The sequence below is a fragment of the Pseudoalteromonas sp. HL-AS2 genome (genome assembly GCF_031198805.1).
GTDB lineage: Bacteria > Pseudomonadota > Gammaproteobacteria > Enterobacterales > Alteromonadaceae > Pseudoalteromonas > Pseudoalteromonas nigrifaciens.
This window is the reverse complement of the sequence record NZ_CP133572.1, coordinates 32,436-55,331: the sequence shown is the minus strand read 5'-3', so window position 1 is coordinate 55,331 and position 22,896 is coordinate 32,436. Positions and strand designations below refer to the sequence as shown.

The following is a 22,896-nucleotide window of genomic DNA, read 5'->3' as shown; positions in this document are numbered from 1 at the left end:
TTGATATAACAATGATCTGAAGTAATGGTGATATTCGCCCGTCGGGTGGCGCTTCGCTTAACCGACCTACGTTTTAAATATATTTGAGGGCAAGACAATATTAGTAATAAAAAAGCCTAAGCGGTGTTTAAAGTACTGCTTAGGCTTTATTTTTTTATGCGTGTATTACTGTAAGTGTACTAGTAGCTTTTGTGCGCTATCAAACAGCATTAAAGAGCCTAAAATAAATAATATAATGGCAGAAAGTCGACCAAATTTAATCGCAAGTGCCGGGTTATTGCTTAATATTTTTCGGGCGCTAACACCAATAAACCAATATACAAAGCCACAGCCAATTAAATGAATTACGCTTAATACTAACAGCTGCTCGGTGATCGAAAATGAAAAGGTCGGAAATACAAATTGTGGCAATAATGCTAAAAATAGCAGCATTACTTTAGGATTTAACCCGCTAATAATAAAGCCTTTTTTCATCCACTTTAATGGTGTTTCGCCTAATTCACTAGCAGCGCCATTATATACTGCGGGTACTGGCGGGTTTTTATAAAGCGAAACCGCGATCCAAACAACATACAGTGCGCCAAATAAGGTTAAAAATTTCATTAACATCACATGTGAAGCTAAAATAGCACCCAAACCTACCACTACAATCAGCGCGGCAATAAGGTGGCCTAACAAGAGCCCTGAAACTGCCGGAATAATTTTATCTCCCGCAATTCCTGCGCTTATGGTATACGCCCAATCAGCACCAGGGGTAAGTACAAACAATATTGACACCAGCCAAAAAGAAAAAATAACATTAATATCCATCAACAATAACCTAAAATAATTGGGAGCTTATTTTATTGCTTTCTTATGGGGAAAAAATACTATATTTTACCTTATTAAACGCCATTATTAGGAAACAATTGAATATGGATAGCATAGATCGGAAAATTCTTGCTGAGCTGCAAGTTGATGGCCGACTCACTCTTTCAGAACTTGCAGATCGCGTGGGGCTTAGTGTTTCGCCATGTCACCGCCGAGTTAAAGAATTAGAAAAAACCAAAGCAATTGTGGGCTACAGGACGGAGATCTCTCCAGAAAAAGTAGGGCTTAATTTTTCTGCGTTGGTTTTTATTACTATTAAAGAAGGTGATAAAGCATCGTTGGCTAAACTTGAATTAGCAGTTGAAGATATTCCACAAATAACTAATGCGCAGCGTTTGTTTGGTACACCTGATTATTTAATACATGTGGTGACTAGAGATTTAGGCGCGTTTCAAAAATTATACGATGATAAACTATCGGCGCTGCCAGGCGTGCAACGTTTAACCTCAACCATTGTGATGAAAGATATTGTTCGAGCCCGAAACCTGCATTTTTAATTATATACCCCATTAAAAAAGCCCTGCGCTAGGCGGGGCTGTTTAATATTTAAAGCTTAGCTACTAAGTGTTGTAGTTACTAAGTTACTAAGTTAAGCAGTTACTAAATTACATAGCCGCTAAAACCTAGCGCTTTAAAGTACAATTTAGGAATAGTGCTAAATCCACACTCATGCAGTAGCTCGCTAAAACGCATGCGATCTAACGGATAAAATTCATTTTCTAGGCTATGACGAATATGAGTTTGTCCAGCCTCACCTAAGCCTAGTTTTGCACAAGTTAAAAGCTGGGCATCACGCTCAAATAAGGTTTCTGGGCGCATTAAATCAGCAATATACAGCGCAGCATCTTTGTTCAGACTTGCTTTAATGTTTTTAAGAACTTGCTTTTTATCGCCATTATCTTCTACAAACTGTAGAACTAATAAGCATAAGGCTGCATCGGCTTTAGTTTTAAGTTTTTCTAAAGGCCCGCAATGTACAGTTACTCTATCGCTTATTCCTTGCTCAGCAAACTTATCGCTAGCAACACTAAGCATGTCGTTTGAGGTATCTTGTGCGGTAAACTTCCATGTTGGATTAATGCTAGCTAATTCAATTACCTCTTTGCCAGTCCCCGCCCCTACCACTAAAATATGTGCGTTATCTTTTAATGTGGCTTGCAGTTGCGCATTAGTTAGTTGATGCAATAACTCGTAGCCTGGTACTAGTCGCGTAATGCGGCTATCGTATTGTGTTGCTTGATCATCTGTAAATGTTGGCATTATTACTTCCTTTATAGACCCCAAGTTTTTTGGGGATCATAAATACAATGGGTGTTATCAATATAAATTAACCTCACACAATTTCTACGCTAGAATAACCGCCCGGCTTTTTAGCCACATGGACTTGTGTTGCTACGCGCTCACTCATTTCGCTTACATGCGATATAACACCTACTTTTCGCCCTTGTGCTTGTAATGAATCAAGTGCATCCATTGCAACACTGAGCGTTTCGCTGTCTAACGTACCAAACCCTTCGTCAATAAACAAAGAATTGATTTGTACTTTGTTTGACGACAATGAAGCAAGCCCTAAAGCCAGCGCCAAAGAGACTAAAAATGATTCACCACCAGAGAGCGTATTTACAGAGCGTTGCTCATCGGCCATGTCGCGGTCAATAATAGCAATATCTAAAGAGTGCTCAATAGCGGTTAATTCATAGCGTTTATTAAGGGTTTTTAAATGACTATTTGCATAGTGCAGCAGTATTTTTAAAGTTTGCGTTTGCGCTAAATTACGCATGGTTTTACCGGTTGCATCGCCTAATACTTTATTAAGTAAATGCCACTGATCAACTTGCGTTTTAAGCGTAGTTAACTCAGCTTGTTTGCCTTTGAGCGTTTTAGCATTTTGGTTGTGTTGCTCAATAGCGGTATTAGTGGCAAGCAAGCTATTTTGTAGCTCTGTTTGCTGGGTATTTAATACATTTAGCTGCTCAGTTAACTCATCGTGGTTTTTTGAAGGTTTGTCAGTATTTTGATGCTCAGTGTACGATTTTTGTTGCTGTTTAAGCGCCGCATTTGTATCGGTTAGCGTTTGTGATACTTGTTCAAACTGTTTTAAGTGCGCTTTAATTTGCTCGCTACTTAAGGTTAGTAAAATAGTGACCTGTTCGTGTGTTGCATCGCTATGTTGCGCTTTAAAGTCAGTAAACCACTCTAAGTAACGTGCCTCAAGGCTGGTTAGCTCCTGGGCGTGCTCTTGCAAGCGTTGCTCAACATTTTTAAGTGTTATGGCATGCTCGTCACGCTGTTTAATTGCGTTATCGTGCGCTTGTTGGCTGGCATTTAGCTGTGTTTGGCATTGCTCAAGCTGCATGGCTAGTTTGGTTTGATAGTCGCTTGCGCTTATTTGCTCATTATTAAATAAAGCTAATCGCTGGCTTTGCGTAATATTTTGCTGTTGCTGCGCTTTGGCTAAATCGTCATTTAATGCTTTAAGTGCGTGATCACTTTTAGTGATTAATGGCGTTAATTGCTGTAGTTGCTGGTCTGTACTGTTGAGCTGTTTTTGGCTTTGCTCAAGCTGCGTTAGTGTTTGCTGGTATTGCTCAACCTGTTTGTTTAAATCGCTTAGGGTAAGCGATTCACTTTGCAGCTGCTGCCAAAAGTCGCTGTGTTCAAATTGCGCGTTAAGCGCTGCGCTTAGCTCGTTTATTTGTACGCTTAGCTCGTTATGTTTACTGCTTAATTGGTTTAACTGATTAGTTAACTCAACATGCTGGTTTTGTAATTGCTGCTGCGCGTGTTGCTCGGTTTTTAAAGCATTAAGCTGCTGATTTACTTTTTCTTGTAAGGTACGCAGCTGTGTTTGTACTGCAAAATACTGGGCTTTTTGCTCGCTGAGTTGCTTGTAGGTTTCATCAAGCTTCTCGGTTGTTAACGCGTTAAGCTCGGTGCGAGCCTCTTGCATGGTCGTTTTAATTTCTAGCTGCTTAGCCTGTGCAATTTGTATTGCTTGGCTATGTTGCGTTTGCTCGGCCACTAACACAGCATGTTGTGTTTGGTGCTGATGCAGCTGGGTTTGGGCGCTATCGCGTTGCTGTTTTGCATTGTTATAAGCTGTTTCAAAATCGGCTATTAAGTTATTTAATTGCTGGTTTTGAGTGCTTGCATAGGGGTGCTCAGTTGCACCGCACACTAAACATGGCTCGTTAGGAGCAAGTTGTGTACGTAAGTGTTCTACATTTTCACTGGCGCGAAGGCGTGCTTGGCTAAGCGTGTATTCGTTGTGCTTAAGCGTTTGCTCGCACGAAGCCAAATTTTGTAATAATGCGTTTTGCGCTTGCTCACTTTGGATAAGTTTTTCTGCAACGCGTGTTTGCTGTTGTGTGCTGTATTTTAGTTCATGATTAAACTGTTTATAGCGCTCGCGTTGATCTTTTAAGTAATCAATATTTTTAAGTTTTGCATCGCACTGTTCAATATTAAATTGGCGTTGCTGCTCATTTAATTGGTTAAGATTTTTTTGCTCACTAGCAAGTAGCTGTTCTTGTGACTCAACCTTTGCATTTTGCGTGGTTAAAAGCGTCGCTTGCTTAGCCTGCTCAGCCACTAATTTTTGGTTTTGATGTGCCGTTGTTTTAAATTGCTCAGTTGCGTTTAAAAACTGGTTAAAACTGTGCTGATAGTAATTCCAATCATTGGCTAAAGGTTTTAATTGTGTGTGCGTAGTTAACCACTGTTGATGCTGAGCACTTAATTTTGTAGCTTCATCAAGCACAGATTGGCTTTGCTTAAATTGCTGCTGCAAATCGTTTAATTGTAATTGCTCTTTTTCGCTTTGCTGGGTAAGGCTTGCAATGGTTTGTGCTTGAATAGCTAATTGACTGTCGAGCTCGCGCGCTTTAGCAATAATAGGCTCAGCAGTTTGTTTTTGTTCTTTAGCTGTTTGTAATATCTCTTGGTGCTTACTAAGCGTATTAGTATGCGCAGTAATTATTGCAGTGTGATCTATACTTTTTAAGTCACTTACTTTCGTACTTAACTCAATATTTTGAGCTGTTAAACTTTTAAAGCGACTGCGGTTATCTTTAATTTCAAGTGCGCTTTGTGCTTGTTTAGCTTGCTCACTTTGCTGAGCAATAGCATTAAGCTCGTTTTGCGCTTGTTGCTGGTTTTGCTGTGCTTGTTTAAGTGCTTGCTCAAGCGTATTGGCTTGTTTATACCAATTTAAATTTTGCTCTGTAGTTGTTAAGGTTTTTTTAGTGTGTTCAATTTGCAGTTTTAATTCATTAAGCGAAGTTTGTTTAGCGGCTAATTCATCCTCACTTAGTAATGTGTAACTTGCTAAACTCGCTTGGAGTAATTCAAACTTTTCTTTTAGTTCTTTATTACGCTCAAAAATACGTACACCAATACGGCTAAATTTATCGGTACCGGTTAAGCATTCTAAAAGCTGTGCGCGCTCATCGCCGGTGGCTTTTAAAAACGCGGCAAATTCGTGTTGCGCTAATAACACCGCGCGCGAAAACTGATCAAAGGTTAACCCTATTTTGGCTTCTATTTGTTTTACTGTTTTACTTTTATCTGATGAAATTAACGTATCATCAGGTAATAAATGAAGCGTATGCTGTGCTGCTTGTAAATTGCCGTCGCTTTTACCTCGCGAGCGATTAACGCTCCAACACGCTCGGTAACTTTCTTTGTCTTGCCCTACAAAGTCAACTTCAGCATAGCCATTAGACGTTCCTCGTCTAAGTAAGTTACGTGCGTCATTAAGCCTAATGCTGTCGCCTTGAAACTCTACCTTATTGCCTCTATCGCCACCTAACCTTGCGGTTTTAGCATATAAAGCTAAGCAAATAGCATCTAAAATAGTGCTTTTACCTGCGCCGGTATCGCCGGTAATTGCAAATAATCCGGCGTCTTTTAGCGGGGCTGCTAAAAAGTCTATTTCGGCATCAACAATAGAAGCTAAGTTATGAATACGCACTGCGGTTATTTTCATAGTTGCTGTTGCTCCTCTAGTTCGTTAATAACATCGTTTAATAGATTTTTTAGTGCGTCGGGTACGCTTTCACCGTGCATATCTTTGTCGTTTGCAAATGCTTGTTCTAATAAATTAAGTGGGTTGAGCATTTCAACTTCAGTTAAATCTTCAAATACTGCGCCGCCTTCATTGTTAGCTGCTTGTTCGCGCACGCGCTCTATGCCACAAAAACGAATATGTTTACCCTCAAGAGCTTGTTCTATTTGTTCTCTGAAGGTGGTGTCGGTATCGCTAGATTTAAGTTTTACCCGTAAATATGGTGCTATTGTATTGGCTGTGGTGTCGAGGGCTTTAATTTCCTCGCATAGCTCAGCTAATGGTACGCACTCCCCTTTCGGTAAAACTATTACATCGGCTAAACGAGGAATGTAAAGGGGGTTTACAGTTACACTAATTTGCTGTTTTTCATCGCTATTAAATTCAACTACATTTACTTGGTGGCTGTAATTTCGCTCTGAAAACGACATAGGAATTGGCGTACCGCTGTATCTAATGCATTCATTTTTAGCAACTTGCTGCGCTTTATGTAAATGCCCCAGCGCAACGTAGTGTGCTTGTTTACCAAATACGTTGGCAGATATGGCTTCTTCGCCGCCTATTACTAAGTTGCGCTCAGAGTCACTCGATATATCGCCGCCTTTAGCATGAAGGTGCCCCATAACAATTAACGGGGTATTTTCACTTTGTAAAGTAGCTGCATGCTCAAGGGCAAGTTCATATGCCTTTTTAACGCCTTGGGCATAGCTAGGGCCGCTTTTGGTTTGACTGAGTGTAGTTACATCGCTTGCGCGCAAAAATGGCATGGCAACGATTACAGCGCGTTTTTTGTTAGTGTTAATAGTGATTACGCTATCAGCCGCTGCTGTTGCCTCAAAACGCCCTACAACATGGGTATCAAATTGAGCGAGTAACGGTTGCGCGGCTAAAATACGATTTGCAGAGTCGTGGTTCCCGGCAATAATTGCTACATGTAAATTAGGGCACTGCTTTTTGGCATCTTTAATAAATTGATAGAGTTGATTCTCGGCGCTAGCACTGGGGGTTGCAGTATGATAAATATCGCCAGCAACGAGCAGTAAATCTATTTGTTGCTCAACGAGAGTGGCTAACAGCCAAGTGAAAAAAGCAAGGTGTTCATGACGACGGTCATATTCATAAAATTGTTGGCCAAGGTGCCAATCAGAAGTGTGCAGAACTTTCATGTAGCGCTCTTAAAAAATCGTAAGAGCGCCAATATACCCAAGGCAGTTAAAGATGCAACCTTATAGGCTCATCTTGCTAGGGTGAATGGGCTTTAGCTAGCTCCTAAGCTAAACCAACCAACATAAATAAGAGGCAAGGCTAAAAGTGCCATAAATAACGGCAGTTTAATTGCTTTGGCTTTTTTAGCTTGTAACGCTTTCAATGCATTTTTTTCGTTACAAGCGGCCACTTTGTCAATATACAAATAACCTGAGTTTAAATACTGCTTACAGTTTTGCGCGTCTGCTGGAATAGCAATTAGTTTTTGCTGCTTTTTTAGAACATAAAAATCCATACACCACCACACTTTTCAACACTAAAATATTAATAAACATATTTGAAAATAATTATATTAAATTACCCTCAAATGAAAAAAGTGGGCGATTCTAAGTACAAATGGATACAAAGATCAACCTTAAACTTCACTATTGGCGGTTTCTCATACAAAGGGATTAACTTTTTTGCTAAATAATTACATTTGGCTACCTTTGAAGCCAAAATACAGAGGGAGATTTAGTAGCTGTAAGCCGTTATTTTTAGCTGATATTTGGCAATTATTTTTATTTAAAACGACAAACTGTAAAGCCCCTTTACAGTTTTATTATTTTAATTCACGTTTAATTAATTTTATCTAAAAGAATAATGCGCTTTAATTGTAAAAAAATAGTGAAAACTAGCCTGAAAAAGTCGCACTTTATCGTTATTTTATTGAAGAAAAACGATAATTTTGTCAAAGTGCGCACACTAAAATCTAACAGGTTTAATAATGAAAAAAATAATTTATACGCTAAGTGCGGTTATATTGCCAATAGCAATGTCGAGCACTGTTTTAGCGTCTGCTATTGAGCAAACCAAAGGCAGCTATATCGATAAGTTTCGTCAACTAGACGAAGCATTGCCAACACCAAATGTTTATAGAAGTGCTGCCGGAGAACCTGGCGAAAATTATTGGCAGCAACGCGTTAATTACGATATTGACGTACAATTAGACGAAAAAAAGCGCCGTATAAGCGGTAGCCAAAAAATAGAATATAAAAACAATTCACCACACACATTAAAGTACTTATGGTTACAGTTAGATCAAAACGTTTTTAAAAATGATTCAATTGCAGAAACCACTCAAACGTTTAAAAGTACTTTAACAAGTTTACCAGCCGATAAACCCGCCAAGTTAAGTTTAGGCGACCTTCGTCGTCAACAGTTTATGAGTGACAACGAGCTTGGCTATACAATTAGCAATGTAAAAGATGACAATGGCAACGAGTTACGTGTAACCGTGGTTGATACCTTAATGCGCATTGACCTAAATAAGCCGTTAAAGCCAGGTAAAGAAGCCGAATTTAGCATGAACTTTGCGTTTAACTTAGTTGAAGAAGATGCAGTAGGCGCACGCTCGGGCTATGAGCACTTTGAAAAAGATGGTAACGATATATTTTTAGTGGCGCAGTGGTTTCCGCGTTTAGCTGCTTATACTGATTACGAAGCTTGGACTAATAAAACATTTTTAGGTGGCGGCGAATTTACCTTAGAGTTTGGTGATTACGATGTTGAAATTACCGTACCTGCGGACCATATCGTGTCGGCAACGGGTAAGCTTAATAACGCAAGTAGCGTATTAACGAGCACGCAACGCAAACGTTTAAAGCAAGCCGAAAATGCTAAACGCCCTGTGTTTATTGTTAGTGAAGAAGAAGCGCTCGATAACGAAAAATCCAGTACAGATAAAACTAAAACTTGGCACTTTAAAGCTAATAACGTACGCGACTTTGCTTGGGCGTCGTCACGCAAATTTATGTGGGATGCTAAAGGCTATCAGCAAGGCGGTGATGAGCAGCCATTGGTTATGGCTATGTCGTTTTACCCTAAAGAAGGGGGCGATTTATGGAAAAAATATTCAACCGAAGCTGTTATTCACACTATGGAAGTGTATTCAAAGTATTCATTTGATTACCCATACCCAACCGCGCAGTCAGTAAATGGCCCTGTTGGTGGTATGGAATACCCAATGATCACCTTTAATGGCCCGCGCACTAAGCTGCAAGATGATGGAACTCGTACTTACTCTCAAGCAGAAAAACGATTTTTACTCGGTGTAGTGATCCATGAAGTGGGTCATATTTACTTTCCGATGATAGTAAACTCAGATGAGCGCCAATGGACTTGGATGGATGAAGGTTTAAATAGCTTTTTAGACGGTGTTGCAGGGCGAGAGTGGGATCCAAGCATTCCATGGGGTGTTGAGCCGCGCGATATAGTGGCGTATATGAAGTCAGAAATTCAAGTGCCTATAATGACCCAGTCAGACAGCGTATTGCGTTTAGGCCCTAACGCGTACACTAAACCCGCTGCTGCACTTAATATTTTACGTGAAGTTATTTTAGGCCGAGAGCTGTTTGATTTTGCGTTTAAAGAATACGCCCAGCGCTGGAAGTATAAGCGCCCTACCCCAGCTGATTTTTTTCGTACCATGGAAGAAGCTTCGGGTGTTGATTTAGATTGGTTTTGGCGTGGTTGGTTTTTTACCACAGATCACGTAGATATTGCTTTAGATAAGGTATATCAACTGCGTTTAGACACTAAAAACCCTGATATTGATTTTAGTCGCCTACGCGATATTGAAGCAAATAAGCCAACTTCGCTGTTTGTAGAGCGTAACCGCGCACAAGGTAAAAAAACCTGGGTAGAAGAAAATCCCGATGTTACAGACTTTTATGATGAAAACGACCGTTTTACCGTTACTAATAAAGAACGCAACGCGTACAACAAGTTTTTAAAGGGCTTAGAGCCGTGGGAGCGTAAAACGCTTGAGCGTGCAATAAAAGAAGACCAAAACTACTACGTAATGGAGTTTTCTAACGTAGGCGGCTTAGTAATGCCTATTCTATTAGAGCTGACTTTTGAAGATGGCAGCAAAGAAGAGCGTTATATTGCGGCCGAAATTTGGCGTCGTAATTATAAAAATGTGCAAAAACTAATAGTGACAGACAAAAATAAATCGCTGGTGTCGGTTACTATCGATCCGCGCTGGGAAACGGCTGACGTAGATATTGAAAATAATAACTACCCACGTCGTATTATTCCATCACGCATAGAAGTATTTAAAAAAGAAAAGAGCAAAGCAAAAGTAAGCCGCGATATTATGCAAGATATTAAAACCGAGCTTAAAAAAGACGAATCTAAAGGCGACGAAAATAATAATAGTGAGGAGCAACAATAATGCGCATATTGCTAATTATTGTTGGTTTATTAATTGCTGCGCCTAGCATGGCGCATCAATTAAAGTCGTCTGTTACTACTGTGCTTTTTAATAAACGTACTAATAATATTGAGCTAATGCATCGTTTTTATTTGCACGATACTGAGCATGCTGTGGCGCACTTATTTAAAGGTAAGGTTGATATTATTAGCAATAAAATAGATCAACAACGCTTTGCTAAGTATGTAGAGTCGCATGTTGCGCTACAAACGTTAAACGGTGAACCACTGCCGCTTAACTTTGTAGGAGCACAAGTTGATGGCAAGTTTTTTTGGGTTTACCAAGAAGCGCCAATTCCGGTAAAAATTGCAGGAATTAAAATGAGTAACGGTGCACTGCGCGACTTATGGCCTTCGCAAGTTAATATGGTTAACGTTGAAGGACAAGGAAAAATAAAAACCTTAAACTTTACTCAAGACGACACTTGGCTTGAAGCAAGGTTTGAGCAACAATAATCCTACAAACTACGCGCACAGTCACTGTGCGCGTTTTTGTTATTTTCATTCCCGTTTTTCTGATCGACTTAATACTAAATTACGTTAATATACCTTGTATATTAGTGTGCTTTTTAGCAAGCAAGGTAACCTGAACTTTGGATAATAAATCTATCTCAAGCAGCTACTTTCAGCGCTAACTGCGTTGAATTTACTTGCAATAGGCCAGCTATTGACGCGTAAATTCGCCTTGTTTTCACTGAAAATCTCTGGCTAGAGAAAATAAATTTAAATATAACTATGATTTAGTATGTTAGTAAATCTCTTAACCAGAGGTCAGGTTAGGTATATAAATTTTGTTATTCATCAGTGATTTAGTTTTATAAACGATGAAGTTATTTTTATATAGGGTTTAATTCAATGGGTATTAAATACAAGGAAGGATATATAAATGCAGATTGAAGCGATTAAAGGTGTGATTTTTGATTTAGATGGCACTTTAGTGTCATCAGAATTAGATTTTTCATTAATTAAAGCGCAAATAGGGTGCCCGTGTGAGCAAGACTTACTCGATTATATTGCCCAATTGCCTTCAGCATATATGCGCGAAGAAGCAATGAATATTGTACATCAGCATGAGTTACTCGACGCTCAACATGCCAAAATGCTACCCGGTGTGAGTGAGGCTGTAAATGCCCTTAAAGCTAAAAACATTCCAATGGCGATAGTTACACGCAATTTTGACAAAGCGGCCGCTATTAAGTTACAAAATAATCCACTGCCAATAGAAATCGTACTTACCCGAAGTGACGCGCCAGCAAAACCCGATCCGAGTGCATTAAATAATATTGCTACCTTGTGGAATATGAGCCCAAGTAATTTATTGTATGTGGGCGATTTTTTATATGATATTCAGGCAGCGCATAATGCCAATATGCGTGCATGTTTATACGCCCCCGATGTTACTCCTAGTTATGCTAGCCAGGCCGATTATGTATTACATGATTTTACGCAGTTAGTTACTTTAATTGACAATTACGCACAAAAATTTGTGTTATGTTAAATAGCGCTTTGTTTATTTTTTTATGTAATTAGTGTGGTGTTATAAACGTTATATATTAACGTGGTGCTAGCCCAATACGTTTTGAATTGGTAAAATGTCGACAAGTTTAACGTATTCATTAGAGGTACATGATGGGCAGAGCATTTGAAGTTCGTAAAAGTTCGATGGCTAAAACGGCTAACGCAAAAACTAAAGTAAATTCAAAATACGGCAAAGAAATTTACGTTGCAGCTAAAAACGGCGAACCTGACCCAGATGTAAACCAAACTTTGCGCCGCTTAATCGAAAAGGCAAAAAAAGATCAAGTGCCTGCGCATGTTATCGAAAAAGCAATTGAAAAAGCCGCCGGTGGAGCAGGGGAGGATTACTCAACTGCACGTTACGAAGGTTATGGCCCTGGAAATTGTATGGTTATTGTTGACTGTTTAACCGATAACCCAAATCGTACTATTAAAGATGTACGTTTGCCTTTTACTAAAACAGATTCAAAAATTGGTACACCGGGTTGTGTAGCGCATATGTTTGATCATTTTGCTGTGCTTGGTTTTTCAGGCGATGACGACGAAGTTGTGTTAGAAGCACTAATGATGGCTGACGTTGATGTAACCGATGTTGAAGTAGAAGACGGTAAAGTATCGGTGTTTGCCCCACATACAGAATACTTTAAAGCTAAAACAGCCCTTGAAGAGGCGTTTGAAGGCATTAATTTTGAAGTAGACGAAATTACTTTTGTCCCGCAAGTGCATATTGAAATTACAGATGAAGAAGTAATTGCTAACTTTGATAAGTTCATCACTATGCTTGAGGATTGTGATGACGTACAAAATATTTATCACAACGCAATCATCAAAAACTAATTAAAGCTGTATATTAAAGCGGTAATAATTTTAGAAAAAGCGTGTTTTGTGCAAGCAAAACGCGCTTTTTTGTGGTTAAAAACTAATAACGGTTACTAAGATGAATGTTAGCCATTCACCTTAGTTATTAATAATGGCTGGTATTTTTGGCAAATAAATAAAAACCAGCACTTTGGCTGGTTTTTGTATGCTAACTAGGGGGTTTTATTACTTGAAGTTAAGTGTTAAGTACCCTGCTGCGCTTTATATTTTAAGCGGTAGCTGTGCAATAAAGGCTCAGTGTAGCCACTTGGTTGCTTAGCTCCTTCTAACACTAAGGCTAGTGCAGCTTGGTAGGCAATATTATTAGCAAGTGATTGCTCACTAATTGCCATAGGCTTATAAGCACTGTCATGTTCATTTTGGCCATCTACCACTTTTGCCATTTTGGCCATGGTTGATCTAATTTGTTGCTCGCTGCAAATACCATGATGCAGCCAGTTAGCCATATGTTGGCTTGAAATACGCAGTGTTGCTCTGTCTTCCATAAGGCCAATGTGGTTTATGTCGGGCACTTTAGAGCAGCCAATCCCTTGGTCAATCCAGCGTACTACATAACCTAAAATACCTTGGGCGTTGTTTTCAAGCTCGGTTTTAATATCTTCTTTGCTAAGTAGCTCAGGCTCGTCCATTAATGGCGGGGTAAGTAGCTCATCTAGGCTGGCAATAGCACGCTTAGCAATGCTTTGCTGCTCGCTAAATACATCTATATCATGATAATGCATAGCATGCAGAGTTGCTGCAGTGGGGGAGGGCACCCACGCGGTATTAGCACCTGATTTAGGATGAGCTATTTTTTGCTCCATCATTAATGCCATTTTATCGGGCATAGCCCACATACCTTTACCTATTTGTGCTTTATGGCTTAAGCCACAAGCCAAACCAATGTCTACGTTGCGATCTTCGTAGGCGCTGATCCACGGCTCTAATTTAATAGCGGCTTTAGGCAGTACCACACCGGCGTGCATTGAGGTATGAATTTCATCACCTGTTCTATCTAAAAATCCGGTATTAATAAATACAACACGCTCTTTTGCTGCATGAATACAGGCTTTTAGGTTAGCTGAAGTACGGCGCTCTTCATCCATAATGCCCATTTTAATGGTGTTTTTTTCTAAGCCAAGTGCTTCTTCAACCATGTTAAATAGCGTGTTTGTTAATGCCACTTCTTCTGGGCCATGCATTTTAGGTTTTACAATGTTTATACTTTGCGCACTGGAGTTTTTAAGCGCACTGCTAGAATTTAAGTCATGTAGCGCCGCTGTTGCAGTAAACATGGCATCCATAATGCCTTCAAACACATCGTTACCGCTTACGTCGGTAATTGCAGGATTGGTCATTAGGTGGCCTACATTGCGCACAAACATCATGCTGCGGCCCTTTAAGCTTAAGGTTTCACCATTTAGCGCAGTATATTGACGGTCGCTTTGCAGGGTACGTTCGACTATGTTATCGCCTTTTTTAAACGATTCGACTAAGTTGCCTTGCATTAAACCTAACCAGTTTTTATAAACTTGTACTTTATCCTCTGCATCAACTGCAGCTATAGAGTCCTCGCAGTCCATAATAGTGGTAAGCGCAGCTTCAAGTACCACATCTTTTAAGCCTGCTTTATCTGCTTGGCCTATTGGGTGATGGTGATCTATATGCAGTTCAAGGTGTAGGCCATTATTTTTGAGCAAAATAACGCTAGGGTTTTGTGCTTCACCTTGGTAACCCACTAATTGTTCTGGCTTTTTTAGTTTGGTTTGTGAGCTGTCGCGTAGAGTAATTGATAGCGCGCCATCAACAACTGAATAGTTAGTACTCTCTATATGCGAGCCGTTTTCTAGTGGCAAGGCTTTATCTAAAAACTGTCTCGCGTATGCCATTACTTTAAAACCACGAACTGAGTTATACGTGCGGCCTTTTTCGGCACCATCTTCTTCGCTTAGTACATCAGTACCGTATAGGGCATCGTATAACGAACCCCAACGCGCGTTTGCAGCATTAAGTGCAAAGCGTGCATTGCTTACCGGCACTACCAGCTGCGGCCCAGCTGTTTGTGCTATTTCGGGCTCAACATTTTTTGTTTCAATACTAAAATTTTCAGGCTCGTTTACTAGGTAACCTATGTCGGTTAAAAACGCCTGATACTGTGCTTTATCCCAGCTTTTATTGGTCAGATGATACTCATCAATTTGCTGTTGTAGCTGTTCGCGTTTAGCAAGTAGAGCTCTATTTACTGGCGTTAATGTTTGTACAATATGCGCAAAGCGCTGCCAAAATTGCTGCTCATTTAAATGTGTACCAGGTAATAGCTGGTTTTTAACAAAGTCAGCTAGTTGGTTGTCTACGCTGAGTCCTGAGTGAGTGAGAGTATGGGGCATTTCAATAATCCTTAAACGGTCGCGATATTGTAAATTTTAGTGTGCGTAGTGTAACCATAACGTAAAAAAGGGGGGTTGAGTGCAATTTACTCATTCATGATATGTATAGCCGTAATAACAACTATAAATTTACTAAATCTGAAAAATAAGCCTAATGTTTAATTAAGCGCTGCAGAGCAACTAAAGCAGTCACTCTCATAACACTATAATAATTTACCCCGTTCAAAGGATTTTAATTATGACTACATATAAAAGCGAAACAGATACATTAGCAACACTTTGTAAAAAACAAGGTAGTGCATGGAAAACCATTAACCCTGAATATGCAACACGTATGCGTTTACAAAATCGCTTTCGTACTGGGGTAGAAATTGCACAGTTTACTGCTGACATTATGCGTGAAGACATGGCCGCATACGACGCTGATACAAGCCAGTACACTCAGTCTTTAGGTTGTTGGCATGGATTTACTGCGCAACAAATGATGATGGCTATTAAGCGCCATCAAAAAACAACTAAGCGTAGTTATGTATACTTAAGTGGCTGGATGGTTGCGGCACTTCGTTCAGAGTTTGGTCCGCTTCCGGATCAAAGTATGCACGAAAAAACCTCAGTTCCGGCACTAATTGAAGAAATTTACACCTTTTTAAAGCAAGCCGATGCACGTGAACTAGACCATTTATTTAATGACCTAGATGCAGCTAAAGCAAACGGCGGCGACGTACAAGCGGTACTAGATAAAATTGATAACTTTGAAACGCACGTAGTGCCAATTATTGCTGATATTGATGCCGGTTTTGGTAACGAAGAAGCGACTTACCTACTCGCTAAAAAAATGATTGAAGCAGGTGCTTGTGCAATTCAAATCGAAAACCAAGTGTCCGACGCTAAGCAATGTGGCCATCAAGCAGGTAAAGTAACTGTACCGCACGAAGACTTTTTAGCTAAAATTAACGCAGTACGTTACGCATTTTTAGAACTGGGCATTGATAACGGTATTATTGTTGCGCGTACCGATTCACTAGGCGCCAGCCTAACGCAAAAAGTACCGGTTTCACAAACTCCAGGTGACTTAGCTAGCCAGTACAATGCATTTTTAGAAACTACGCCAATTAACGGTGTTGAAGATTTAAATGAAGGCGACACTGCAATGAAGCTTAATGGCCAACTTTGCAAACCAACGCGCCTTGATAATGGTTTATTCCAGTTCCGCGAAGGCACAGAAAAAGACCGCGTAGTACTAGATTGTGTAACTAGCCTACAGTCGGGTGCAGATTTACTGTGGATTGAAACCGAAAAACCACATGTTAAGCAAATTGCTGAGCTGGTTAATCGTGTTAAAGAGCAAGTGCCAGATGCTAAGCTTGTTTATAACAACTCACCGTCGTTTAACTGGACACTTAAGTTTCGTGAGCAAGTGTATCAAGAATGGCAAGAAGCGGGCCGTGACCTTAGCGCTTACCCAAGCTTGGGTGACAATAAAGGCCTTATGGCACCAGAAATGGATGCTACCGAGCTTGCAGTAGCAGCCGATTTACTAGTACAAAACTTCCAACGTGATGGTGCACGTGAAGCCGGTATTTTCCATCACCTAATCACATTGCCAACGTACCATACAGCAGCACTAAGTACGGATATTTTGTCAGAAGGTTACTTTGGTGACTTAGGTATGCTGGCTTATGTACGTGATGTACAGCGTCAAGAGATTCGTCGCGAACAAGCGTCTGTTAAGCACCAAGACCTTGCAGGCTCTAACATTGGCGATACACACAAAGAGTACTTCTCTGGTGATAATGCGCTTAAAGCCGGTGGTGAAGATAACACCATGAACCAATTCTAATTCAACTAGATAGTGTTACGTAAAGGGCCGAAAGGCCCTTTTTTTATGCGTATAATTAAGTAACCTGTCTGTGGGTAATAAAGCTATCTCTAGTCGCTTTTTGACGTTAACTGCATTGAATTTGTTTGCAATAGGCCAGCCATGGGCGCGTAAAGCTGCCTTGTTTCCTCCCCACTCCTCAAATAAACCCCTAATTAAAGAAAATAAAATTATCATTACAGTTTAATACTTTAGTAAACCTTTTAACCAGTTCAGTTAAGTAGCTACCCGCAACAGATCAGTATTTAACTAGCTGGCTATAATTACGGATCAGAGTTTAACCAAGCTTAGTGTAAAGCCCATTATTTAACCTTTTTAGCACTTTTATGGCTTTATAAACTGTAAATAAAGGCCATAAGTGACTGATTTTAGCTTTTTGAGTGAACATTCACCTTATAATAAACCGATTTTTTACTAACTTGAGCCATCGACAAAACACTTTTTTACTAACTGAGGGCCTATAAACACTAGCTCAAACCGGTTTTTTACCAACTCAGTGGGTATTTAATTGTATAAACCGAAATTTTACCAACTCAAATAATAGTTAAGTCCGATACTTAAGCTAGGCATTAAGATAGCTTAAGTATTAGTAAGCATTTAGATGGCTTTATCTCTATATTGCTGATGTTAGCGTGTAGGTGAATATAGTTAAAGTGGACTATATCCCTAAAGGGGGAGTGAGTACTTTTTGGCTATAATTAACCTGAGATCCGGATCTCAAGCAGCTATTTTCAGCGCTAACTGCGTTGAATTTTCTTGCAATAGGCCAGTTATTGACCCGTAAATTCGCCTTGTTTTCACTGAAAACCTCTGGCTAGAGAAAATAAAATTAAATATAAATATGATTCAATACGTTAGTAAATCTCTTAACCAGAGGTCAGGTTAATTAACTTGCCGCGGCGTTTGTAGTTTGCCTAGGCGTTACTATTAAAAATACCTAACCTGAGTTTAGGTTACTTACTGTAAACCCCCTTTACACTTATTGGTAATGTAAAAAAGCCACTTTAAAAAAGTGGCTTTAACTTACATACCAAGCGGTATGTTTAGGTTATTTAGTGTGTTTATCAAACCACCATTGAATATAGGCAACTTTAGCCATTAAATTAGACGGACGAGCGGTTATACCATGTGATGCATCGGGAATACGTACCATAGCGGTTTCAACACCTTGTAGCTTTAATGCTTGATAAAACTGTTCGGTTTCTGAAATCGGTGTACGGAAATCAGATTCACCGGTTAGTAGCATAGTGGGTGTTTTTACATTGCCGACATAACTAATTGGCGAGCGTTTCATATAATGTTCTATATGATCCCACGGCTTACCCGGAAACCAATAGTCAGCAAAGAACGGGTAAAAGTCGGCAGTTAGTACAAAACTGATCCAGTTAATTACAGGTTTAGCAACCACGGCTGCGGCAAAACGGTCGGTATGGCCAACTATCCACGCGGTAAGTACGCCGCCACCAGAGCCACCGGTAACAAACAATTTAGACTCATCAATAAAACCTTTGGCAATTAAAGCATCTACTCCAGTCATTAAGTCGTCATAATCGTTACTTGGGTAATTATGATGAATAGTTTGTGCAAACTCTTTGCCGTAAGAATCACTCCCGCGAGGGTTCATATACAATACAACGTTCCCCTTAGCCGCATATAATTGTACCTCGGCGCTAAAGTGCGGGCCGTAATTGGCTACCGGGCCACCATGAATTTCAAGAATTAATGGGTACTTTTTATTACTGTCAAAACCAGGCGGGTAGGCTACCCAAGCTTGAATTGGCAGTTGATCGTGGCTCGATTTAAGCCATAGCTCTTCTACCTTGGCTAGTTGTTTATGCCCCAGCGAGTTGTCATTTAAACTTGTTAAGCGCTGTGCTTTACCACGTTTAATTGCCGCTACATCGGCAGGGCGCTGCGTGTCGGCTAGGGTAAACACAATTTCGTCATCTTCGCTCACATCAAAGTCGCCACCAGAATAAGGACGACCAAACGAAACGCTGCCAATTTTTTCAGTAATAACTTTACGTGAACCGCTACGAGGTTGGTACGCTAACGTGGTTTGCCCTTGATCAGCGTAACTAAAGTAAATGCCTTTAGAGTTACCGCTCCACTTTATTTTAGCTACGCTGCGGTCTAAGTCGGCAGTTAAATTAGTTGTTTTACCCGAACGTAGGTCGCGAATATACAATTGGGTGTTTTCGTAATTAGTTTGCTTGTCATCGTAACCGGTATACGCAAGGTAGCGGCCATTAGGCGATACTTGAGGTTGGCGATCGGGGCCGTTTCTATCGGTTACAGCGTTTACTTCAAGCGTAATTAAATTAAGTTTATATACTTCGCTGTTAGTTGGTTTTAACAAGTAATTATTATGCCTATTAGCCGAAAAATATAACGCTTTTTTATCTTTACTAAAGCTAACTTCGCCGCCGTTATTAAACTCATCAAAGGTGAGCTGTTTAGCATTGCCGCCATTTGCGTCAATAATAAATAATTGCTCAAAGCCCTTCTTAGAGTAACCAGCACCATCAGCACGATAATACACGTCGTCAATATATTTAGCTGGCTCTGCCCAAGTAGCGCCTTCAGGTTTACCAGGTAAGTTAATGGGTGAGCTTGATGTGGTGGCAACAAACATACTAAATGCGAGTTGCTTAGCATCTGGGCTCCAGCTTAGCGCTTTTGGCGTACTTGTAAGGTTACTTATTTTGCTAACCGCTCCAGTTTTAAGCCATTTCATGTAAATTTGGTTGCTACCGTCACGGTTTGAAATAAACGCTAAACGAGAGCCGTCCGGCGACAACTTGGGCGAATGATCCATATGCACGCCAGAAGTAAGCGGTTGAATTTGTCGTGTTTTATAATCTACTGTCCAAATATTACCTATTTTACGGTCGGTTTTTATATCCATTCTGTTACGTACAAAATAAACTGTTTTACCGTCTTTGGTAATGTCTAGCTGGTTAGCGTATTCAAGCGTAAATACATCTTCTAACTGTAGGGTGCTGCTATTGGCAAAGGCAAGATTACCTGTGCTTATTAATAGACTAAGCGCAAAAAATGTTTTCATTTCAAATCCCTGTGGTTGTTAATAATAATAGTTATATGTTAGAGAGTTTAAAAATAATAGCTAGGGCGATGAAGTAATTGCGTGGGTGACTAAATCTGTAAAACGGTTCAGCTGTAAAGGGGGTTTACAACTGAACATATTAAATAATGCTTTACCGTTTACACAATAACTTTATTTGTTGAATGAGTGCAATACCGGCAGGGTTATCGCCGTGTACGCATAAACTATCGGCATCTAAAATTAACTTTTTACCTGAACGCGTAGTTACGCTGCCATCAGCTAACAGTTGCTTTACTTGCTCAATTAAAGCTTGCTCGTTATGCACACTGCCTGCTAACTGCCTTGACACTAAAAGCCCTTCGTCGGTGTATTGTCTGTCGGCAAAGGCTTCTAATATTAATTTTAACCCTAAAGTGTCGGCCATTTTTTGATGCTTTTTAGCATCAGCAGTAGCTAAAATCATTAATTTTAATGGGCTAGGGTAGTGTGCTACTGCGCTCATTACGCTAGTTAAAAGCTGCTCGTTAAGCATCATGTCGTTATAAAGTGCGCCATGGGGCTTAACATAACTAAGGCTTAAGCCTTGTACTTTGGCCATACCTTCTAATGCAGCAATTTGATAGTGCAGACAATTTGTAAGCTCGCTTGCACTTAGCGCCATAGATCGTCTGCCAAAACCTTGTTGATCTGGGTAGCTAGGATGAGCGCCAATTTGTACCTTATGCTGTTTTGCCAGCTTGAGCGTATTTGCCATTACATCGGCATCACCCGCATGAAAACCACAAGCAATGTTAGCCATATTAATGTGCGGCATAGCTTCTTCATCTAAGCCCATTTTCCAAGCACCAAAGCTTTCACCTAAATCGCAATTTAATAGCATTTAAGTTCTCCTTACTTTTTTATTGTTACAGGCAAAGTGCCATTAGCTGGCAATTTACCTAACAGTACGTGTGCTAAAGCGGTAAATGCGGGGCCTGTTACAATATCGTTTTTATCGTGATCAATATTATAGGCATATGATGCAAGTACAGCATGCGCATAATCGCTAAACTCAGCAATGTCGTAAGGCGCTCTTAGACTAATAAATACCGTGTTTTTATTTTGCTTTTTTGCCACTTTTAATAACGACTCAAGTGCTTTTGGTTGCTGTGCGTTGCTAAGTGCAAATTGAGGAGCGTTTTTTAAATCATCCATACCGCCAATTTCTACCGCACTTTGATTTGGCGTTGCGTTACCCGCTATAACAACATCGGCTTTATTAATGTCTGTGTGCGCTTGTTGCGGATCAAAGCCTTGCAAGCTACTACAAGTATAGTTAAGCGTTTGTTTACTAATGCTTTGCAGGGCTTGTTGTAGTGCCATGCATTTGCGGGTGTCGGGCATTATAATATGAACATGTTGCCCAGTTTTAAGTGTAAGTGGCAGTGTATTATGAGTGTTTTTAACCTGTGTAATAGCCTCTACCGCTAATTGTGCTTCAATATCGCGATGCGCTTTACTCCCAATAACGTGCTTGGCGTTAACTAGCGCATTAATGGCATTAAAACTGGTATTAAGTTTAAACTTACTTTTAAGCGTTGTAATACGCTGCGCCGACTCAGTTATTTCTTGCTGATTAAGTTGCTTTGACTTAACTGCAGCGACTAAATCTTTAATGAGCTGATCAAGTTTGGTTAAGTCATCTATGCTGCGAATTTCTATTGGCATTAAGGCAATATCGACCCCTGCAGCAAAGGTGTTTATAACCGCTTGAGTAGGATTAAAAAAGTGACTAATACCTGCCATATCAAGTGCATCGGTTACTACTACGCCATTATAATTAAGCTCATGGCGTAAAATATCAGTAATTATTTTACGCGACATAGTTGCGGGTTTAATCATGCTTTTACCATCAACACTGGTAAAGGTACTGCTATCAAGCGCAGGGTACTGAATATGTGCGGTCATGATCATGCCAGGGCTTTGCGTGGCAATAATCTGTTTAAAAGGGGCTAGATCTTGTTGGTAAATAACCTCTTTTGCATGGTTTACCCTAGGTAAGCCCGTATGGCTATCTACGTTAGTGTCGCCGTGGCCCGGGAAATGTTTAAGTGAACTAATAATGCCGTTATTTTCAAACCCAGCAACTTGAGCGGCACCTAAAGTTGCAACGCGCTTAGGGTCCTCGCCAAAAGAGCGTACATTAATAACGGGGTTATCTGGATTCATATTTACGTCGATTGAAGGCGCATAATTAACGTTAATACCCAAAGCACTTAGCTCGGTGGCCATTACTTTAGCGCTTTGCGCGGCAAAATAACTGTCGTGCTTTTCAAAAGTAGCACCAATCGACATATTACCGGTAAACGAGGTTGCTACATCGCGCGGTAGGCGTGCAACACGGCCGCCTTCTTGATCAACCGAAATAAACAAAGGTAATGCAGAGCTTGATTTACTTGCAGCATGTTGTAGTTGTTGGTTAAGGGTAATTATTTGTTCAATAGATTGGGTGTTTTCAGAAAATAAAATCACCCCGCCAATATTGTATTTACTAATGGCGTTTGCCAGTTCATCGGGTAATTGAGTCATTGGCGTTCGGCACTGTTTGCTTGCACCTTGGTGACAAAAATAGCGAAAGTCGAGTAATAGCTTTTGGCCAAGTTGTTGTTCAAGCGTAAGCGCAGGTTGAGCTATAGAAGATTGTAATGGCATTAAACACCCGATTAAAAAAGCAATAGACGATACAGCATACTTATTTAGCAAAACACACTCCAAAGCTAAATAAAATAGATAAGTGCATGCAGCTTATCTA

Annotated in this window: 15 protein-coding genes; 6 read left to right on the top strand and 9 right to left on the bottom strand. The window is 40.1% G+C overall.

Annotation, left to right across the window (positions count from 1 at the left end):
* Positions 1-165: 165 nt before the first annotated feature.
* Complete coding sequence (locus RB215_RS15135; RefSeq protein WP_011329693.1) at positions 166-810, bottom strand: LysE family translocator; 645 nt, start codon at positions 808-810, stop codon at positions 166-168.
* Between the two features lie 104 nt (positions 811-914).
* Between RB215_RS15135 and RB215_RS15130 the strand changes: the two genes are divergently transcribed.
* Positions 915-1,367, top strand: a complete 453-nt coding sequence (locus RB215_RS15130; protein ID WP_011329694.1) for an Lrp/AsnC family transcriptional regulator — start codon at positions 915-917, stop codon at positions 1,365-1,367.
* A gap of 103 nt (positions 1,368-1,470) precedes the next feature.
* Here RB215_RS15130 and RB215_RS15125 read toward each other — a convergent pair whose 3' ends face one another.
* The 4 genes from RB215_RS15125 to RB215_RS15110 all read right to left on the bottom strand — a co-directional run bounded on the left by RB215_RS15125 (position 1,471) and on the right by RB215_RS15110 (position 7,436).
* Positions 1,471-2,130: a class I SAM-dependent methyltransferase gene (locus tag RB215_RS15125; RefSeq protein ID WP_086995509.1), complete on the bottom strand. Its 660-nt coding sequence runs from the start codon at positions 2,128-2,130 to the stop codon at positions 1,471-1,473.
* A gap of 73 nt (positions 2,131-2,203) precedes the next feature.
* Positions 2,204-5,857: an AAA family ATPase gene (locus tag RB215_RS15120; RefSeq protein WP_309217343.1), complete on the bottom strand. Its 3,654-nt coding sequence runs from the start codon at positions 5,855-5,857 to the stop codon at positions 2,204-2,206.
* Positions 5,854-7,101, bottom strand: coding sequence for an exonuclease SbcCD subunit D C-terminal domain-containing protein (locus tag RB215_RS15115; protein WP_309217341.1), 1,248 nt, complete (start codon positions 7,099-7,101; stop codon positions 5,854-5,856). The genes RB215_RS15120 and RB215_RS15115 overlap by 4 nt, the downstream gene beginning before the upstream one ends.
* A 92-nt stretch (positions 7,102-7,193) precedes the next feature.
* Complete coding sequence (locus tag RB215_RS15110; protein WP_011329698.1) at positions 7,194-7,436, bottom strand: hypothetical protein; 243 nt, start codon at positions 7,434-7,436, stop codon at positions 7,194-7,196.
* A 471-nt stretch (positions 7,437-7,907) separates the two neighbouring features.
* Here RB215_RS15110 and RB215_RS15105 point away from each other — a divergent pair, with 471 nt between their 5' ends.
* The 4 genes from RB215_RS15105 (at position 7,908) to RB215_RS15090 (ending at position 12,751) form a co-directional block, all read left to right on the top strand.
* The gene (locus RB215_RS15105) at positions 7,908-10,358 is read left to right on the top strand and encodes a M1 family metallopeptidase (RefSeq protein ID WP_182679306.1); all 2,451 of its coding nucleotides are present in this window, start codon (positions 7,908-7,910) and stop codon (positions 10,356-10,358) included.
* A complete protein-coding gene (locus tag RB215_RS15100; protein WP_086995497.1) occupies positions 10,358-10,852 on the top strand; it encodes a DUF6702 family protein in 495 nt (164 codons plus the stop codon). The genes RB215_RS15105 and RB215_RS15100 overlap by 1 nt, the downstream gene beginning before the upstream one ends.
* Before the next feature lie 430 nt (positions 10,853-11,282).
* Positions 11,283-11,894 (top strand): HAD family hydrolase, encoded by a 612-nt coding sequence (locus RB215_RS15095; RefSeq protein ID WP_309217336.1) that lies wholly within the window; start codon positions 11,283-11,285, stop codon positions 11,892-11,894.
* A gap of 131 nt (positions 11,895-12,025) precedes the next feature.
* Positions 12,026-12,751: a YebC/PmpR family DNA-binding transcriptional regulator gene (locus tag RB215_RS15090; protein ID WP_011329702.1), complete on the top strand. Its 726-nt coding sequence runs from the start codon at positions 12,026-12,028 to the stop codon at positions 12,749-12,751.
* A 224-nt stretch (positions 12,752-12,975) separates the two neighbouring features.
* Here the strand turns inward: RB215_RS15090 and RB215_RS15085 are convergent, their stop codons facing one another.
* Entirely contained in the window at positions 12,976-15,159 is a 2,184-nt protein-coding gene (locus RB215_RS15085) for a malate synthase G (RefSeq protein ID WP_309217335.1), read from the bottom strand.
* A 238-nt stretch (positions 15,160-15,397) separates the two neighbouring features.
* Between RB215_RS15085 and RB215_RS15080 the strand changes: the two genes are divergently transcribed.
* Positions 15,398-16,999, top strand: a complete 1,602-nt coding sequence (locus RB215_RS15080) for an isocitrate lyase (RefSeq protein ID WP_011329704.1) — start codon at positions 15,398-15,400, stop codon at positions 16,997-16,999.
* Positions 17,000-18,086: 1,087 nt separating this feature from the next.
* Here RB215_RS15080 and RB215_RS15075 read toward each other — a convergent pair.
* From RB215_RS15075 to RB215_RS15065, 3 genes are all read right to left on the bottom strand, one after another.
* A complete protein-coding gene (locus RB215_RS15075; protein WP_309217334.1) occupies positions 18,087-20,105 on the bottom strand; it encodes a S9 family peptidase in 2,019 nt (672 codons plus the stop codon).
* A gap of 151 nt (positions 20,106-20,256) precedes the next feature.
* The gene (locus RB215_RS15070; RefSeq protein WP_179807804.1) at positions 20,257-20,985 is read right to left on the bottom strand and encodes a 5-oxoprolinase subunit PxpA; all 729 of its coding nucleotides are present in this window, start codon (positions 20,983-20,985) and stop codon (positions 20,257-20,259) included.
* Between the two features lie 11 nt (positions 20,986-20,996).
* Positions 20,997-22,796 carry a glycoside hydrolase family 3 protein gene (locus tag RB215_RS15065; protein WP_179807803.1) on the bottom strand — a complete coding sequence of 600 codons (1,800 nt, stop codon included), beginning with the start codon at positions 22,794-22,796 and terminating at the stop codon, positions 20,997-20,999.
* Between the last annotated feature and the right edge of the window lie 100 nt (positions 22,797-22,896).

Excerpts from the sequence above, each read along its gene's own strand:
- RB215_RS15075 (WP_309217334.1), bottom strand. The coding sequence starts at position 20,105 with ATGAAAACATTTTTTGCGCTTAGTCTATTAATAAGCACAGGTAATCTT.
- RB215_RS15070 (WP_179807804.1), bottom strand. The coding sequence starts at position 20,985 with ATGCTATTAAATTGCGATTTAGGTGAAAGCTTTGGTGCTTGGAAAATG.
- RB215_RS15095 (WP_309217336.1), top strand. The coding sequence starts at position 11,283 with ATGCAGATTGAAGCGATTAAAGGTGTGATTTTTGATTTAGATGGCACT.
- RB215_RS15085 (WP_309217335.1), bottom strand. The coding sequence starts at position 15,159 with ATGCCCCATACTCTCACTCACTCAGGACTCAGCGTAGACAACCAACTA.
- RB215_RS15115 (WP_309217341.1), bottom strand. The coding sequence starts at position 7,101 with ATGAAAGTTCTGCACACTTCTGATTGGCACCTTGGCCAACAATTTTAT.
- RB215_RS15135 (WP_011329693.1), bottom strand. The coding sequence starts at position 810 with ATGGATATTAATGTTATTTTTTCTTTTTGGCTGGTGTCAATATTGTTT.
- RB215_RS15110 (WP_011329698.1), bottom strand. The coding sequence starts at position 7,436 with ATGGATTTTTATGTTCTAAAAAAGCAGCAAAAACTAATTGCTATTCCA.
- RB215_RS15130 (WP_011329694.1), top strand. The coding sequence starts at position 915 with ATGGATAGCATAGATCGGAAAATTCTTGCTGAGCTGCAAGTTGATGGC.
- RB215_RS15125 (WP_086995509.1), bottom strand. The coding sequence starts at position 2,130 with ATGCCAACATTTACAGATGATCAAGCAACACAATACGATAGCCGCATT.
- RB215_RS15105 (WP_182679306.1), top strand. The coding sequence starts at position 7,908 with ATGAAAAAAATAATTTATACGCTAAGTGCGGTTATATTGCCAATAGCA.
- RB215_RS15120 (WP_309217343.1), bottom strand. The coding sequence starts at position 5,857 with ATGAAAATAACCGCAGTGCGTATTCATAACTTAGCTTCTATTGTTGAT.
- RB215_RS15090 (WP_011329702.1), top strand. The coding sequence starts at position 12,026 with ATGGGCAGAGCATTTGAAGTTCGTAAAAGTTCGATGGCTAAAACGGCT.
- RB215_RS15065 (WP_179807803.1), bottom strand. The coding sequence starts at position 22,796 with ATGCCATTACAATCTTCTATAGCTCAACCTGCGCTTACGCTTGAACAA.
- RB215_RS15080 (WP_011329704.1), top strand. The coding sequence starts at position 15,398 with ATGACTACATATAAAAGCGAAACAGATACATTAGCAACACTTTGTAAA.
- RB215_RS15100 (WP_086995497.1), top strand. The coding sequence starts at position 10,358 with ATGCGCATATTGCTAATTATTGTTGGTTTATTAATTGCTGCGCCTAGC.